The organism is Prevotella aff. ruminicola Tc2-24 (assembly GCF_900110895.1).
Taxonomy (GTDB): Bacteria; Bacteroidota; Bacteroidia; order Bacteroidales; family Bacteroidaceae; genus Prevotella.
Window position 1 is genome coordinate 328867 of the sequence record NZ_FOIQ01000003.1, and the last position, 16206, is coordinate 345072.

A 16206-nucleotide genomic window follows, 5' to 3' on the forward strand; every position below is an offset into this window, starting at 1 on the left:
ATAAGATACCGTTCTTTAACAATCTATTGCAGTTTGAGGATCTCGTTGTCCTTGTAAGCCTCGTAACCGCTGACAATCACCTTCTCACCAGGCTCCAGACCTTCGAGCACCTCATAGTACTGCGGGTTCTGTCGACCGATACGGATATTGCGACGGTAGGCACGTTCGCCACTCCTGTCAAGCACGAAAATCCACTGTCCGCCTGTGACGCTATAAAAGGTTCCTTTGGGAATTATAAGGGCTTTCTTCGAGGCACCAAGCTGCAGATCGACATAGTAGGTCTGACCCGTACGGATATTCTTCGGGCGTTCACCATCAAAGACGAAGTCAACCTTAAAGTGTCCTTCACGCACCTCTGGGTATACTTTACGAACTTTCAGCGTATAACGCTTACCCTGTTGTTCGAAGGTGGCAGTGAGTCCTTGATGCACGCGGTCGATATAATGCTCGTCTACTTTCGCCTGCACTTTATAGTCAGAGAGATCGTTAACAACACCTATTTTCTGTCCTGGCTGAATATTCTGACCAAGCTCCACATCAAGCAAGCCCACCTCACCCGAGATCTGAGAGCGGATATTCAGATGCTCCTTACGTTCCCGAACCAACAACACATTCTTACGCATGGCATCAAGATTGTCCTGCATCTGATCCACCTGCGCTTTGCGGAACTTGTCGTCCTCAGCCAGTCGTCGGGTAATCAACTGGTGTTTCTTCTGCGAGAGCTCATAGTCCTCTTGTGATTTCAGATAGTCTTCCTTGGCCGTCAGCCGTTCGTCATACAACCGCTTTTGTTGATTATACTCACGTTGTTTGCGCTGCATATCCATCTCCAAGGAGAGTTTCTCATTCTGATTGTTCAACCGGTCCTGTTCCATCGAAATCTGTGTATTACGGAGCATATTCTGTTTCTCGGCCAACTCGCTCTCCGCCTGTAAGATCTGTAGGTCGAGGTTGGAGTTAGATAGACGCACAAGGATATCACCCTTATTCACATGAGCCCCCTCTTCCACGACACGCTCCGTCACGATGCCTCCCTCTTCAGGAGACAACTGTACGACCTGAATCGGCGCCACCTGTCCGTCAAGCGATACATAATCGTTAAACTGTTCGTTCTTCACCTCACCAATGCCTAGTCCGCGGCGATCAACTTTCAGCACCGAAGTATAGTTGCTGATGCCGAGCCATGCCAATAGAATCACGAACACCATTCCGCCAATGGCATAAGGCCCATACTTCTTGATGTAGAATCGTCTGTTTTTCTCAATAATCTTATCCATATCTGTTATTCTTTATATTCCTTCACCTTTATAATAGTTCACAAGTTTACGTTTGATAATATACATCATCTGCATCTGGAGCAGACGGATGCGGGAGTCGAGCAACGTATTCGACGAGGTACGTAGTTCAAAGGTTGAGAGCATACCTTCCTCGTACTTGCGATAGGAGAGATGATAGGCGAGAGAGTCGCTTTCAACCTTACGTGCCATCTTCTCCACCTCCTTCGCATATCCCTCACAATCGAGTACAGCCTGAGTGATATCATCGTGGAGCTGACGCATCGTCTCTTCACGTTCAAGCTGAGCAAGTTCAATATTCCGCTTCGCTTTACGCACATTCTTATATCGTGAGAACTCGAAAAGCGGCAATGATAGGGATGCCGCTAACCCCTCACCAACGTTATCCCAGAACTGCGTATGAAAGGGCGGGGCGGAGCCTCCACCAGAGATATTACGGAAATAGCCGGTGGAGACAGATGCCTGAAGGGAAAGAGATGGCAACAACCGCCCTTTTGCAATTATATGATCGAATTCAGCCTTGCGGACATTCATCTGAGCCGACACAGCTTTCGGGTTGTTCTGCAAGGCATAGGTATAAATATCATCAGAGATGCGAGGAACCTCTACTTCCCCAGAAGGGTGATACGACACCGCCAGACTGTCGTCCACAGGATAATTCATCACACTCTTCAAGGCAAGCATTGCGGTCTGGAATTGGTTCCGGCTATGTGTCAGGTTATAGTCATCCTCTGCCACCTGCGACTCAACCAATGCCACATCGGGCAGACTCTTGATGCCCAACTCCTCCATACGTTTCGTCTTCATCAGCAGACGGGTGCTCTCATCGTACTTCTCGCTGGCCAACTCCACACATCGCTGTGCATAGACGACATCCACGAATTTCTGCATCACCTCGATGGCTTTATCGTCACTCGCCTGCTGCAACTGGGTCTGTCCTTGTCGACGAAGCAGTTTCGCCTGCCGGAATCGGTTAATAGTCTGTCCGCCGTCGAACACAGTAAGAGTGGCATAAAGACTATAGTAATTATTAAATGTGGTATAGTTATTGTAGATATTCGTTTCCGGATCAATATTACGCCCCCAGGAATACTGTCCGTTCACGTTACCCGTCACAGAGGGAAGGAAGTCACTCAACACGGTCTGCACTTCGGTTTTGGCAATTTTTTCCTCCATGACCTTCCGCCGTACATTGGTAGAATGAACGATGGCATAGCGGATACAATCATCCATCGTCCAACTCTTCTCACTTGACTCTGTCTGGGCATGACCCGATGCGATCATGGTCATCATAACAGACAAAACGATTATCTTTTTTCTCATATTGTTTCTTTTCTGTTTATACTATCAAAAGCCATGCCAAACAAGACGCTACACTGATATTCAGGCATTTACAAAATTCCGTCATCTTTTTGATGTCCAATAATTGGACACGTGCCGTCTAAATTCTGGACATCGTGAAAGAAAATACGCCCTTAGTCTCCCTTTATTCGTAAAATCTTCGTAACTTTGCGACATCAGTTGCAAACTATCATGATTTAATGGAACAGATAAACCAATATATCAAACAGTTTCCCGAGCTGATGAAAGGGAAGAAGATACTATATGTCCATGGTTTCGGAAGCAGTGGACAGTCTGGGACTGTCGACCGTATCCGTGAGGTTCTGCCCCATGCGATGGTCATCGCGCCTGACCTGCCGATCCGTCCACAGGAAGCGATAGACTTGCTACGTCGTATCTGCACCACCGAACAGCCAGACCTCATCATCGGCACCTCCATGGGCGGCATGTATACGGAGATGCTCTACGGCTACGACCGCATCCTTGTAAACCCCGCCCTGCAGATGGGTGACACGATGAAAGACCATGGAATGATCGGAGCACAACATTTCTCCAATCCCAGACAGGATGGAGTGCAGGATTTCATCGTCACTAAGGCTCTGGTAAAAGAATATAAAGAGATGACCGAACATTGTTTCGAGGGAATCACCCCCGAGGAACAGAGACATGTCTGGGGCCTCTTTGGCGACGAGGACACCACGGTGAACACTTATGACTTGTTCCACGCGCACTACAACACAGCCATCCGATTCCACGGAGAGCATCGTATGAACGACAACTCGTTTATGCATGCCGTCATACCTGTGATTCGTTGGATAGACGACCAACAGGAAGGACGTGAACGTCCGATTGTCTACATTGACGTGAACACGCTCATCGAGAAATGGCAAGGCGTTGGCGAACCGATATCGAGAATGAAACCACAAAGTTCATCGCAGAAAGCTGTCCGACTGCTACTTGAGAACTACCAGTTGTTCTTTGTGTCTCCAGCCCCAGTAGAATCTCCCTACTATACTGAGATCAACCAATGGCTTTACCAATATATTAACGTACCAGCATATGGACATACCGTTTTTACCAATCAGAAGCATCTACTCTACGGCGACTATCTGATAGATGCGGAAAAGACCGAAGGTATGGCGACACTGATCCAGTTCGGTTCAGACACATTCAAGACTTGGGATCATATTATTGACTTTTTTACCAGACTTAAAGGACAATGAAGAAGAAAGGAACATTACTCATCGTCGATGATAACCGTAACATCCTTACCACTGTTAAAATGCTGCTTGAAGATACCTTCCAAAACATCTTCATGCTGGCCAACCCTAATGCGATACCCGCAACACTCAGAGAGAAGCATCCCGACGTAGTACTACTCGACATGAATTTCCGTAGCGGCATCAACACAGGTAATGAAGGACTCTACTGGCTCCGTGAGATCAAGAAATTACAACCCGACACGCAGGTGGTCCTTTTCACGGCCTATGCAGACATCGAACTCGCCGTAAACGGGCTGAAGGAAGGAGCCGCAGATTTCATTGTCAAGCCTTTCGATAATGCCAAGATGATACAAACACTTAGCGACGCTTATGCCAAGACCGCTCACACCCCACAGATCTCAGTCGTCAAGCATCAGAGTCAGATGTACTGGGGCGAGAGCGAAACGATGCAACAACTCCGTATCATGGTTGAGAAAGTCGCCATCACTGATGCGAATATCCTCATCACCGGCGAAAATGGAACAGGTAAGGAGATGTTGGCCAACGAGATCCATAGACTCTCTGCGCGTAATGGTGGACCGATGATGCCAATCGACATGGGTGCCATTACGGAGACCTTGTTTGAAGGTGAGTTGTTCGGACATATGAAGGGGGCCTATACCGACGCACATACTGATCAGCCAGGTAAATTTGAGCAGGCAGAAGGCGGCACGCTCTTCCTCGATGAGATAGGAAACCTCTCGTATGCCTTACAGGCCAAACTGCTGACCACCATCCAACGCCGCACCGTCGTGCGCCTTGGTAGCACGAAAGAGATTCCCATCAACGTACGTCTTATATGCGCCACCAACCGTGACCTACCGGAGATGGTACGTCAACAACAATTCCGCGAGGATCTGCTCTACCGAATCAACACTATCCACTTAAGACTTCCTGCCCTACGGGAACGTCGAAAAGATATCGTTCCTTTAGCAAAGTTGTTTCTCCAGAAATATGCTGAGCAATATAATAAGAACGACATCTCTTTTGATAAGGATGCAGAGGAGAAGTTGACTAATCACTATTGGTCGGGAAATATCCGTGAGCTTCAGCATACTATTGAGAAGACGGTCATCCTCTGTGACCACCCCGTCATTGCATCTGCCGACATCGAACTGATCGGACCATCCGAGAAAGTCGGACTATCAGGGGAGGGTGTTCCTCAGACCCTCGAGGAGATGGAACGCGAGCAGATAGCCCGAGCTATCCGCGAATGCGAAGGCAACCTCTCCTTCGTTGCCAACCGGCTGGGCATCTCCCGACAGACACTTTACAACAAGATTAAACGATACGGCCTATGATCATCACGATTGTCCTCGCCGTCCTGTGTCTGATCCTTGTCATCATGCTGCGCCATGAACGACAGCAAAGTACCAAGAAAACGAACTTCCTTCTTGACGCGATTTCAGCGGGCGACTATTCCTTTAAATTCTTGGAGAAACAACGAATAGGCGACTCCATATTAAGACTAGGCGGATCTTCCTCTCGTGAGATCGGCATGAATGCAGCCCTCAACCGCATTACTCGAATCATGCAAGATGCACGAACCGAGGCACTAGAACGTGAGAAGTATTATGAACTGATTATCAATCAGGTGAACACGGGCATCATTGTTGTCGACGAGAAAGGGAATATCCTTCAGAGCAACCACGAGGCACTACGCTTATTAGGGATGGAGATCCTGACGCACACCAAACAACTCTCCCGTATCGGAGAACAGATAGAGAAAGTTATCAGCACCATCCAACCAGGTGAGAAGTCTCATGCCACGTTCCTTAACGAGCGCGGGAATGTAGAACTGAGCATCCGTGCCTCTTCTGCCACCATCAAAGGGAAACAAGTGCGTATCATCGCCCTCAACGACATCAACTCAGAGATGGACGACAATCAGATGGAGTCATGGAACAAACTCATCCGAGTACTCACCCATGAGATTATGAACACCGTCACACCAATCACCAGTCTCAGCGAGACACTACTTGGAAAAATCGCAGATGGCGAGGTAAAAGACGGATTAGAGGTCATCCACACCACTAGTGCCGGTCTGACGGCCTTCGTGGAGAACTACAGACGACTCACCCATATCCCGACTCCACAGCCAAGCCTATTCTATGTCAAACAATTCGCAGAACGGATGCGGCACATTGCCCAGGAACAGACTGGCGCTCAGAATATCGACATTTCCATCGACACCGAGCCACTGGACCTATTGGTCTATGCAGACGAGGGGCTCATCGGCCATGTGGTCACCAACTTATTCAAGAATGCCATCCAAGCCATCACCACCTCGGGCGAAGGATCTCATATCTGGCTTCATGCTTACAGCAACCAAGACGATGCTGTTGTTATCGACATCGCCAACGACGGCCCACTGATACCACAGGATGTTGCCGAACATATCTTCGTACCTTTCTTCACTACTAAGGAAAAAGGATCTGGTATAGGCCTCAGCATCTCCCGTCAGATTATGAAACTGAGCGGCGGTACGCTGACACTCAAGAGTGATAGTACGCACCGCCGCACAACCTTCTCACTTACATTCCTATAAGACGATTGGTTCGTAGGGCAGGCCGAACACATCGGCTACAGCCTTATAGGTAACCTTTCCGTTCACTACGTTTAGTCCTTTTGCCAATGCCGAATCATCCTTGCAGGCCTGTCGCCAGCCTTTGTCGGCAAGAGCGAGCGCGTAACGCAACGTAGCGTTCGTCAGAGCCAATGTCGAGGTATGAGACACTGCGCCAGGAATGTTTGCCACGCAATAGTGCACAATACCCTCCTCCACATAGACAGGATCGCTGTGGGTTGTTGGACGGGAACTCTCGAAACAACCACCCTGGTCGATAGCCACATCGACAAGCACCGTTCCCGGTTCCATCAGTCGGAGCATATCCCTTGTTATCAGATGCGGGGTCTTGTCGCCCGGCACTAACACTGAGCCCACGACGATATCAACCGTCGGCAACAACTGACGGATATGATGTTCCGACGAATAGAGCGTGTGCACATTGGAAGGGGTCTCAAGATCAAGTTGACGCAGACGAGGCAGCGAGATATCGGCAATCGTCACGTCAGCACCAAGACCGGCAGCCATCAGCGCAGCCGCTTCACCGACGATACCACCACCAAGCACCAACACCTTTGCAGGCGACACACCGGGAACGCCACTGATCAGTTTACCCTTGCCACCTTTTGTCTTTTGCAGGTAATAGGCACCATTGAGGGTTGCCATACGTCCTGCCACCTCACTCATTGGCTGCAACAAGGGCAGTGAACCGTTCGGTAACTGCACGGTCTCATATGCCAGACAGACGGCACCGCTCTTCAACATAGCATCCGTCAGCTCCTTCTCACATGCGAAATGGAAATAAGTAAAGAGTAGCTGCCCCGGTTTCACAAGTCCATATTCAGGTTCAATAGGCTCTTTCACCTTCACAATCATGTCGGCTTCACGATACACCGCCTCCATCGTCGGCAGGATCCGCGCACCGGCAGCCACATAGTCATCATCAGAGAAACCACTGCCTTCACCGGCCGTGTGCTGCACACTCACCTCATGACCGCGGCGTGCTAATTCGGCTACACCAGCCGGCGTCATTCCCACGCGGTTCTCATTGTTCTTGATCTCCTTTGGAATTCCTACTTTCATATCTTTACGATTTTTGTTAAACACTCTATTCTGGGTGTAAAGATACGAAAAATATTCATATATTGTTCTTAAGAATAAAAAAATTCCCTGCTTTTGCCAAGCAGGGAATTCTTTTATTCCGGCAGTAGGACAACGCCGTGTTGTTTCTTACCGTCCATCATAATCTTCAGCGGACAATCGAAACGCACATGACGCACATATTCCGTCTCTTCTACGGCAGGCATGGCATCAAGTACCTCCTTCTGGAACACGCCGTTACCCGTGTAGGTATTAATGGTGAAATAGCCGACACCAAAAGATGTGAGGTTCTGGAAAAAGTGTGTCCCTTGAGAAGGATCGACATGGTAGTTCTTCAAACCCGACTCCACGATAACACGAGCAGCAGAAATATGCGGCCACTTTACGGGGATACCCAGCCAGTAGTCGCTGGATCCCCAACGCCCCGGCCCAATCAGCACATAGTTCTTCCCCTCATTCAGGAACTTACGGTTGATCTGTTCTATATGGTCGGCTATGATTGGATTATTGACAGCCGTAAAGTCGTCATCGGTTTTTACATAGACCACATCCACTACATCCTCCGAGATACCATGCCCAAGCGAGTTATTCGAGCGGAGCAGGCAGCGTTCATCGGAAATCTGCAACAGATCCTCGTCAAGCATCTGCTTACTATCAACAATCGGGCGGATCTGTAGCAGGTAGAATTCTCCGGTACGATCGTTGTTCAGATTACATGCGAACTCAATCTCAACAGGTCGGCGCATCTCCTCAGAACCGAACTTCTGCACCATCTGGAGCAGTTCAGGCAGGGGGAACACCCCGTGTTGAAGGAGTCCGCAGAAGGAGATAATCTTACGCCCCCCCTCATAGATACCATCACGGATTACCTGATCTACCGGATCAAAGGTCGAGGCAATAAAAGTCAACGAGCCATCAGCATCAGCCTGCTTCACACGAAGCTTCTTGATATTGAAACCATCGTCAACCTTAAAATCATCGCCGACATGATTCATATCGAGGGCATAAAAGCGCGTCTGCGTCTCACTCAGTGCAGTTTCCATCTCGCTCGTCTGTAATACCTGAGTCGGATGGTAAGGCGAAACGCGCAAGGTCTGTCCGCCATCCACAATATACTTACCTAGTCCAAGGGCCAAAGATGCGATACCCTCCTCAGCCGTCTCTTCACCAATAGGATAGTAATTGAGTGAGCGGAGCACTCCCGAAAAGTTCGGATAGTAGAGGTCACCATATTGCTTGCCCACCACCTCTTGGAGGATCACCGCCATCTTTTCTTGATCGATAACGTTCTGTGTTGCGAGCATATAGGCTTTTGAGTCCTTATAGTAGACAGAGGCATAGACACCCTTGATGGCACAGGCCAACATCCTCAGCATCTCATACTTATCATCGAGATAAGGAATCATATAAGTAGAATAGATGCCAGCAAACGGCTGGTAGTGAGAGTCTTCAAGCAACGACGACGAACGCACGGCTATCGGTGACTTCACAGCATCGAAGAACGTAAAGAAGTCGGCAATCAAAGAATCAGGTAACTGAGCTTTCATAAACTGCTGCAATATCTCGTCATCAGATGCATCACTCAAAGCGATGGGATAGAGGTTGTTCTTCTCCATGAACTCATCAAAGAAATCGGTACAAAGTACTACTGTCTTCGGTATCGACACGCTCGCGTTCTCATACTGGTTAAGTTCCGGATGGCGTTTGATGATATTATCAAGGAAAGCCAGACCACGTCCCTTACCACCTAAGGAGCCTTCACCGATACGGGCAAAATGAGCATAGCGGTCGAACTTCAAACGGTCAAACACGGCTACCACACCGATATTCTTCATACGACGATACTGTACGATGGCGTCGAAGATAATCTTCCTATGGGCATCGACATCCTGCAGTTTATGCCAGGTAACATGCTTCAGGAAGGCCGAGACAGGGAAGATAGCACGGGCACAGAGCCAGCGACTCATATGGTTCCGCGACACATGATAGAGCATAGAGTCTTTCGGAATCTTGAAAATATTATCCTGCAACTCTTTCAGAGACGATACGCGCGCCACCTCCTCTTTCGTCTTTGGATCACGGAAGATGAAGTCACCGAATCCCATATGCTCTTCCATCAGCTTATGCAAATCCACGTTCATCTTCGTTGAGTTCTTGTCAATGAAATGGAAGCCTTCAGCCTCAGCACGGGCACGATTGATAGTCTCGGAGGAGTCGAGGATCAGAGGCACATACTCGTCGCGTCGCCTGATCTCTCTCAGGAGTTTCAGACCAGCCTCTGGATCGCCTTCCTCAACATGAGAGAGACGACCAGGAACGCTATGCATTGGAAAGCGGGTATCACTAATCACACCCAGCGTGTTCTCATGATACTTCTCATAGAGCGTCATGGCCTCTTCGTAATTCGTGGCCAGTACGACTTTCGGCCGACCGCGCTTGCGCTGAGCTGCGGCATGTGGATTCAGGGCTTCGGTAGAGAAACGCTTCGACTGGGCAAGGATATAGTTATACAGGTTGGGGAGCACAGAAGAGTAGAAACGGATATTATCCTCCACGAGCAGAATCATCTGTACACCTGCTTCCTTGATATCGTGCTCAATATTCATCTTGTCCTCTATCAGTTTGATGATCGACACAATCAAGTTTGTGTTACCAAGCCAACAGAACACATAGTCGAACACTGACATGTCCTCGTTTTCTATACGTTTCGTGATACCATGCGAGAAAGGAGTAAGCACCACACAGGGGATACTAGGGTGAGCGGCCTTCACTTCACGTGCCACGGTAAACGCATCGTTATCGGCATTACCTGGCATACAGATCACCAGATCGATATCCGTCGTCTGAAGAACCTCGTTGGCCTCCTCGGTTGTAGATACCTGCGTAAATGTGGGCGGATAGCGCATACCCAGTTCCATATACTCGTCAAAGATCTTCTCGTCGACTCGTCCGTCATCCTCCAACATAAAGGCGTCATAGGGATTGGCGACGATCAGTACATTGAAGATACGCCTCGTCATCAGGTTGACGAACGACACATCTTTCAAATAGAATTTATTCCACTCCTGTGGTATTTTGATTTCTTCGTCCATATCGCTCCAAAACATTCTGATGACAATGATACAGAGTTTTCTCGCCATCTTTGATGGCAAAGGTACGGAAAAACGAGAGAAATACAAAAGGAAAACATGTTTTTCTTTATATTCTCGAACGCAGAGTAACTTCCGGGCACTCCTTATTTACTGGCTATGCCAAGTGAGTCCCACTTCTCTTGAAGCAACTGTTCCTGCCTACGAACCTCCTTCAAGGCTCGTTTCCTACGAGCTCGTTCCTCAACAGATTTACGAAGAGTAACATCATAAAGAAAGCCTATAAGAGCGACAGGATTGATGCCCTGCGGTACAAACTTCGGCAACTTGTCACGCTCTAGCTGCTGCGGTGAAGGTGTCATCATACTAGACATCCGCTCGTCAAACCGACGGTGCCCGTAGATGACTACCTCTTTCAAAGCATTGACATTCGGAATAAGGAAGATGGTATCGCTCTTCAACTCCGATGTGAGCACATAGCGTTTCACGTAGTCTGGATGGACAAACGTGATCCGCTTGTAACCATCACGAAGCGTGAACGTGCCATCCCAACGGCTTTTTGTCTCTTGTTGATTGTCGGTATAGATTTTGATGTCACGGACAGGAACATGCGACTCCATGTTCGCCACGACCAGCTGGCGCTGAGCCATCACTTTATGCGCCAACACAAAGAGGAACATCACATATAAAGGACGCGCCAACATTGATACAAATGCCATACAACAATTATTCTACTTCGTAGCCCTTGATCTGAATGGCCGGACAGATGGGGAGTTTCTTGGTCTTTCCCTTAACGGCATTACGATAAAGGCCGTTCTTCAAGTAACCTTTCATATACAGATATCCTTCTCCGTCGCTATCCACAACTGCAATACTGAGATAATAGTCGGTCTTGGGTTTCAACACAATATTTTCTTCTGGTCGGATATCCAAAGTGTGTGCCCCTGCCTCTTGCCTGATAATCTCATAGATTGGCTTCTGATGAATATTCACGAGCTGTCCGTCTTTTCTCTCATAGATGTTGACACTCAGCGTGCACTGTTTGTAGCTTAAGCCAGAGACATTTACCAGGATGTCGCTAATTACATAGCTCTTACTACAAGAGAAGGTGGGACCGCCCTCTGGACCGTCTGCCATGCCTCGCCCTGAGATGCCAAGGACCCCAGGAGCAGGAAGACCCTTGCCCACGATGGTCTTAGGCTTGTTCTTCTTCCCGATGACCACCTCGGTCAGCTCCACGACTCTGTCTTTCAGCACAACTGTCAATTCCTTACCACCGGCATACTCCTGATAGGGGACATCTGTCGTCTGGTAAGACACATGACTAAACGACAGATCTTTGGTCCTACCCTTGGGGATCTGCAGCGTAAAATATCCTTTGGCATCTGAGATCGTACCCACGCTATCCTCCTCAAAGCCGATACTAACATACTCGATGCTCTCCCCCCGTTCATTCACTACATGTCCCTTGACAGTAGTCTGAGCAAGACATACCGTCTGCATGACAACCGTCAGGAACAGTACACCTAATTTTCTCATGCCTAATTTTCTCATATAAAGTCTGTTATAGTTTAATTCGACCGCAAAGATAACGTCTTCGTTCTAATCTGCAGTTCTTTTTTAACATCTTGCCATAAAATCTAACATAATTAACCTTTTAAAGGGTAATAAAAAATTATCAAACAATAACGAATTTTATCTAACCACAGGCGTTATTCTATCTTTTTTTGTATTTTTGCATCATAATCCGTCATAAGGGGGTGATGATTTCCCCCACTCGTCTGTATATAAGATAAAAAAGCGACGAAAAAGATGCAAGAAAAGACAGTCGACCTTTGGTCGCCCGCAAGGCGAGAACAACAGTTTGAGCAACTCTTCTATTCGGAGTACGACAGGATGTACCGAGCAGCTCACATCCTATTGGACAACGAAGACGAGGCGAAAGATGTCGTACAGGACGTCTTCGTCCAGCTATGGACAGGTACCAGTCCACTGCGTAAGGAGTCCATCACCGCGTTCCTGCTTACTTGCGTCCGAAATCGCTGCCTCAACATCATTGCACACCGTCAGACAGAACAGAAGGCCATGCAACTGCTGACTCCCGAGACCGTCGATGAGGGCAGCCACGATGACGAGCTCGTCGAGGTCATCAAGACCTACATCGACGAACAGCTGACCCCTCAGACCAGTCGCATCATCCAGATGCGCTACTACGAGGAGCAGTCGTACAAGGAGATTTCCCAGTCTCTCGGCGTCAGCCTCTCTGCCATCAACAAGCACATTGTGCAAGGAATGAGGAAGTTACGTTCAACCTTTAAAAACAAGGAAGCATGAAAGAAGAAGAACAACTGCGGATGCTCCTGCACCCCGAGAAGTATACAGACGAACAACTCGCCCAGATGCTGGATGAGACCAGAGTTGACATTCCTGACACCAACAAGGAATGGCAAAGACTTACAGGAAGAATAAAGGAAGAGGAAAGAAGTCCCTTCAGCTCTCCTACCCTCCGACTATTCACCCCCACCAAGAAGATCGCGGCCATCTTCATCGGACTGCTGATGCTCTCAGGCATCACCTATGCCGCCATTCATATCGTCAGAACCATCGACTCCAAGCCACAGACAGCCATCACAGAACGCAAGCCCGACGTGAAGAAGATCGAAAAGGTATATGGTGGTACCATTGCTCCGACACAGAAGACACCTGTCATATATAATAATGTGGAACTGGGTCAGATCATGCAGTATATCGCCGACGGATACGACGTCAAGGTGGAATTCAAGAATGAAGCCGCCCGTACCATTCGTTTCTATCTGCAATGGGAAGCAGACGACACCCTGCAGGATATCATTAAAAAGATCAACCACTTTGAGAAAGTCACCTTGACACTCAACGAGGATACTATCACCATCGAATAGAATACCACTATGCAACGACTTTATATACTCTTATTGTGCCTTGTCGTCATGAGCGCGAAGGCACAGCGACTGACGCACAACTTCCAGAACACCTCGCTCAGTGAGGCACTTATATGGATTGACAACGCTCAAGACAACTACAAGTTGAATTTCATCTTCGACGAGCTCGAGGACTTCACCGTAACCACCTCACTGAAGAATACCACAGTGCGCGATGCCGTGCGCCAGGTCTGCGGGTTCTATCCTATGCATCTGACCTTCGACGAACAGGACATCTATATCGAATGCACCCAGAAAGCCGATACGAAACTTTCTGGACGTGTCGTAGACGAGAAAGGACAGCCTATACCCTACGCCAGTGTCGCACTGCTGTCGCTAAGCGACTCGATGTTCCTGACAGGTGGTGTGAGTAACGAGGCAGGCGACTTCGTTATCCCCTGTACTCTGAAGCGCGTCGTTGCCCGTATCAGCTGTATTGGTTACAAGACCATCGAACAACCATATGATGTTTGTCATATCGGCAAGGTTCGTATGCTTCCAGACCAATACATGGTAAGAGGCGTAGAGGTGAAGGGATCCAAGCGCATCGTGTACACCTCAGGCAACAACCTGATAGCAAACGTACAGGGTACTGCACTGGAGCTGTTCGGTTCCGCCTCGGAGATGATCACTCATCTGCCACTGATGATGAGCAACGGCACCATAGCCGGCCATGGGAAACCCGTCATCTACATCAACAATAAAAAGGTACGCGACGAGGCAGAACTTGAGCGTCTGCGCTCTAACGAGATTCTGACAGCAGAGATCATCACCAATCCCGGATCGGAATACGGTGCGGAGGTTACATCGGTCATTAAGTTGAAGACCATCAGGCGCACTGGTGAGGGATGGAGCGGTAACTTCAGCGCCGGCTATCATCAGGGAAAGGGAGAGCAGGCCGACGGGAGCATCTCGCTGAACTACCGCACCAGGAACGGCATGGACTTCTTCGGCGGGGTAAACATCAGCCATCTCAACCAGTTTCTCTGTGCCACTGCCGACGACCAACTGCAGGCCTCGAGCATCTGGGACTATCACCGCGATAATGAAGTCTTCTACCACTTTAACTATTTCTTTGGCAGCTTCGGCTGGAACTGGGACATCAACGACCGTCACTCCGTCGGTATCAGCTACACGCCATTCAGTTATCTAGGCAATAAGCCCGACCTTCGCGCCAGCGACGAGAAGACCTATCGCGACGGACAACTTGTCGATGGCGGACACAGTGAGACGAACACCACCCGCAAGCCTCTGGTAAGCCACAGCATCAACGCCTACTATGCGGGAAGGATCGGCCAGTGGGGCATTGACTTCAATGCCGACTATTACAGGGCCCCGTCCGTCTCGGAGATGGAAGGCGGAACAGTAGGCGAACCGATCATCAGCAGCCGTAGCGACGCCATGAACAAACTGGTGGCAGAGAAGCTGGTCATCAAGGCACCGGTACCCAAAGGGAGCCTGACATTCGGAGAGGAGGTCTCTGGCGTGGACCGTACCTCCGACTTCACACAGAGTGGCTATGCGGAGGACAACCATATCCGTCAGCAGACCACCACCTGGTCGCTGTTCGCCGACTATTCCATCACGCTGGGCAAGTTCAGTATCAACGCAGGCTTGCGCTGGCAAAATGAGCTAAACAACTATGACGTCGATGGGCAGCGCAACGATGAGATGAGTCCGGACTACCACATCCTCATCCCCCGCGCATCGGTGACCTATCAGACACAGAGATGGAAGCATAAACTGGCATTCTTCACTTCACGTGTCAATCCGCAGTATCAGCTGATGTCGTCAGACATACACTATCGCAGCAAGTACGAATACGACATGGGTAACCCACTGCTGAAACCGACCACCAGCCGTCAGCTGTCATGGACCTCGCAATGGAAATGGATCTACGTCGAAGCCTTCTATCAGCATTTGAAACATGCCATACGATCATTCCAATATGCTTACGACGACACGAACCATCCCGGTGTGATGATGATGGATTATCGCAACTCTCCTAAGCGACAGGTCTATGGGGTCAACTTGAACTTCTCGCCCAAGATCGGCTTCTGGCAGATGAACTACACCGCAAGCTTGTACTTCGACGATGAGGACCTGAGACCGATGGGTATCACCCACGACTGGAACGGTCTTTGCACGGACTTCGTGCTCGACAACTCACTCATGCTCCCGAAATCATGGGCACTGAATATCCAAGGCTGTGTCACACCATATCGGAAGTCGGGCTGCTCACAGATCGAGAGTACAGGTTTCCTGAATCTACGTCTGAGCAAGCAGTTCCTGAAGGACAAGAGTCTCAGTGTGGCCGTCACCGCCAATGACATCCTGCACACGCAGTACAAAGAGATGACAGCCTACGGCGGCATTAACATACGCACCCATTTCCGAGAGTACGATGACACCCGCCGCGTCGGCATCGATGTCTCATGGAAATTCAATGCCACAAGAAGTCGCTACAAGGGTAGCCACGCTGGTCAGAGCGAACGCGACCGTCTATAAAAATCCAATCCTCGAATCTTTCCCGATTCGGGGATTTTTTATATCTTTGCAACAATTTGTTTCTCCAAGGGGTTAGTAAAAACCACC

The 16206-nt window shown here is 49.1% G+C and carries 12 protein-coding genes; 6 read left to right on the forward strand and 6 right to left on the reverse strand.

Going from position 1 to position 16206, the window contains the following annotated elements; all coding sequences use genetic code 11:
• Nucleotides 1-23 precede the first annotated feature (23 nt).
• Together BMY63_RS07680 and BMY63_RS07685 are read right to left on the reverse strand one after the other, a co-directional pair.
• The gene (locus tag BMY63_RS07680) at nucleotides 24-1277 is read right to left on the reverse strand and encodes an efflux RND transporter periplasmic adaptor subunit (protein ID WP_091902108.1); all 1254 of its coding nucleotides are present in this window, start codon (nucleotides 1275-1277) and stop codon (nucleotides 24-26) included.
• Between the two features lie 12 nt (nucleotides 1278-1289).
• Nucleotides 1290-2618, reverse strand: coding sequence for a TolC family protein (locus tag BMY63_RS07685; RefSeq protein WP_091902110.1), 1329 nt, complete (start codon nucleotides 2616-2618; stop codon nucleotides 1290-1292).
• Between the two features lie 218 nt (nucleotides 2619-2836).
• Here BMY63_RS07685 and BMY63_RS07690 point away from each other — a divergent pair, with 218 nt between their 5' ends.
• The 3 genes from BMY63_RS07690 to BMY63_RS07700 are packed head-to-tail and all read left to right on the forward strand — an operon-like array spanning nucleotide 2837 to nucleotide 6446.
• Nucleotides 2837-3859 (forward strand): YqiA/YcfP family alpha/beta fold hydrolase, encoded by a 1023-nt coding sequence (locus tag BMY63_RS07690; RefSeq protein ID WP_091902112.1) that lies wholly within the window; start codon nucleotides 2837-2839, stop codon nucleotides 3857-3859.
• Entirely contained in the window at nucleotides 3856-5199 is a 1344-nt protein-coding gene (locus tag BMY63_RS07695; RefSeq protein WP_091902113.1) for a sigma-54-dependent transcriptional regulator, read from the forward strand. Before BMY63_RS07690 ends, BMY63_RS07695 begins: the two co-directional genes overlap by 4 nt.
• Nucleotides 5196-6446, forward strand: a complete 1251-nt coding sequence (locus tag BMY63_RS07700; protein WP_091902115.1) for a sensor histidine kinase — start codon at nucleotides 5196-5198, stop codon at nucleotides 6444-6446. Before BMY63_RS07695 ends, BMY63_RS07700 begins: the two co-directional genes overlap by 4 nt.
• Here BMY63_RS07700 and ald read toward each other — a convergent pair.
• From ald to BMY63_RS07720, 4 genes are all read right to left on the reverse strand, one after another.
• Entirely contained in the window at nucleotides 6441-7547 is a 1107-nt protein-coding gene (gene ald / locus BMY63_RS07705; RefSeq protein WP_091915884.1) for an alanine dehydrogenase, read from the reverse strand. The two genes, BMY63_RS07700 and ald, sit on opposite strands and share 6 nt — an antisense overlap.
• A 113-nt stretch (nucleotides 7548-7660) precedes the next feature.
• Nucleotides 7661-10657: a PEP/pyruvate-binding domain-containing protein gene (locus BMY63_RS07710; protein ID WP_091915886.1), complete on the reverse strand. Its 2997-nt coding sequence runs from the start codon at nucleotides 10655-10657 to the stop codon at nucleotides 7661-7663.
• A 143-nt stretch (nucleotides 10658-10800) separates the two neighbouring features.
• A complete protein-coding gene (locus tag BMY63_RS07715; protein WP_143065754.1) occupies nucleotides 10801-11373 on the reverse strand; it encodes a hypothetical protein in 573 nt (190 codons plus the stop codon).
• Nucleotides 11374-11380: 7 nt separating this feature from the next.
• The gene (locus BMY63_RS07720) at nucleotides 11381-12193 is read right to left on the reverse strand and encodes a carboxypeptidase-like regulatory domain-containing protein (RefSeq protein WP_177178406.1); all 813 of its coding nucleotides are present in this window, start codon (nucleotides 12191-12193) and stop codon (nucleotides 11381-11383) included.
• Between the two features lie 273 nt (nucleotides 12194-12466).
• Here BMY63_RS07720 and BMY63_RS07725 point away from each other — a divergent pair, with 273 nt between their 5' ends.
• From BMY63_RS07725 to BMY63_RS07735, 3 genes are read left to right on the forward strand one after another with little or no spacing between them, the layout of a single operon-like run.
• Nucleotides 12467-12988 carry a sigma-70 family RNA polymerase sigma factor gene (locus tag BMY63_RS07725; protein ID WP_091915800.1) on the forward strand — a complete coding sequence of 174 codons (522 nt, stop codon included), beginning with the start codon at nucleotides 12467-12469 and terminating at the stop codon, nucleotides 12986-12988.
• Entirely contained in the window at nucleotides 12985-13572 is a 588-nt protein-coding gene (locus tag BMY63_RS07730; protein ID WP_091902123.1) for a DUF4974 domain-containing protein, read from the forward strand. Before BMY63_RS07725 ends, BMY63_RS07730 begins: the two co-directional genes overlap by 4 nt.
• A gap of 9 nt (nucleotides 13573-13581) precedes the next feature.
• The gene (locus tag BMY63_RS07735; RefSeq protein ID WP_091915802.1) at nucleotides 13582-16119 is read left to right on the forward strand and encodes a TonB dependent receptor; all 2538 of its coding nucleotides are present in this window, start codon (nucleotides 13582-13584) and stop codon (nucleotides 16117-16119) included.
• The last annotated feature ends 87 nt before the right edge of the window (nucleotides 16120-16206 follow it).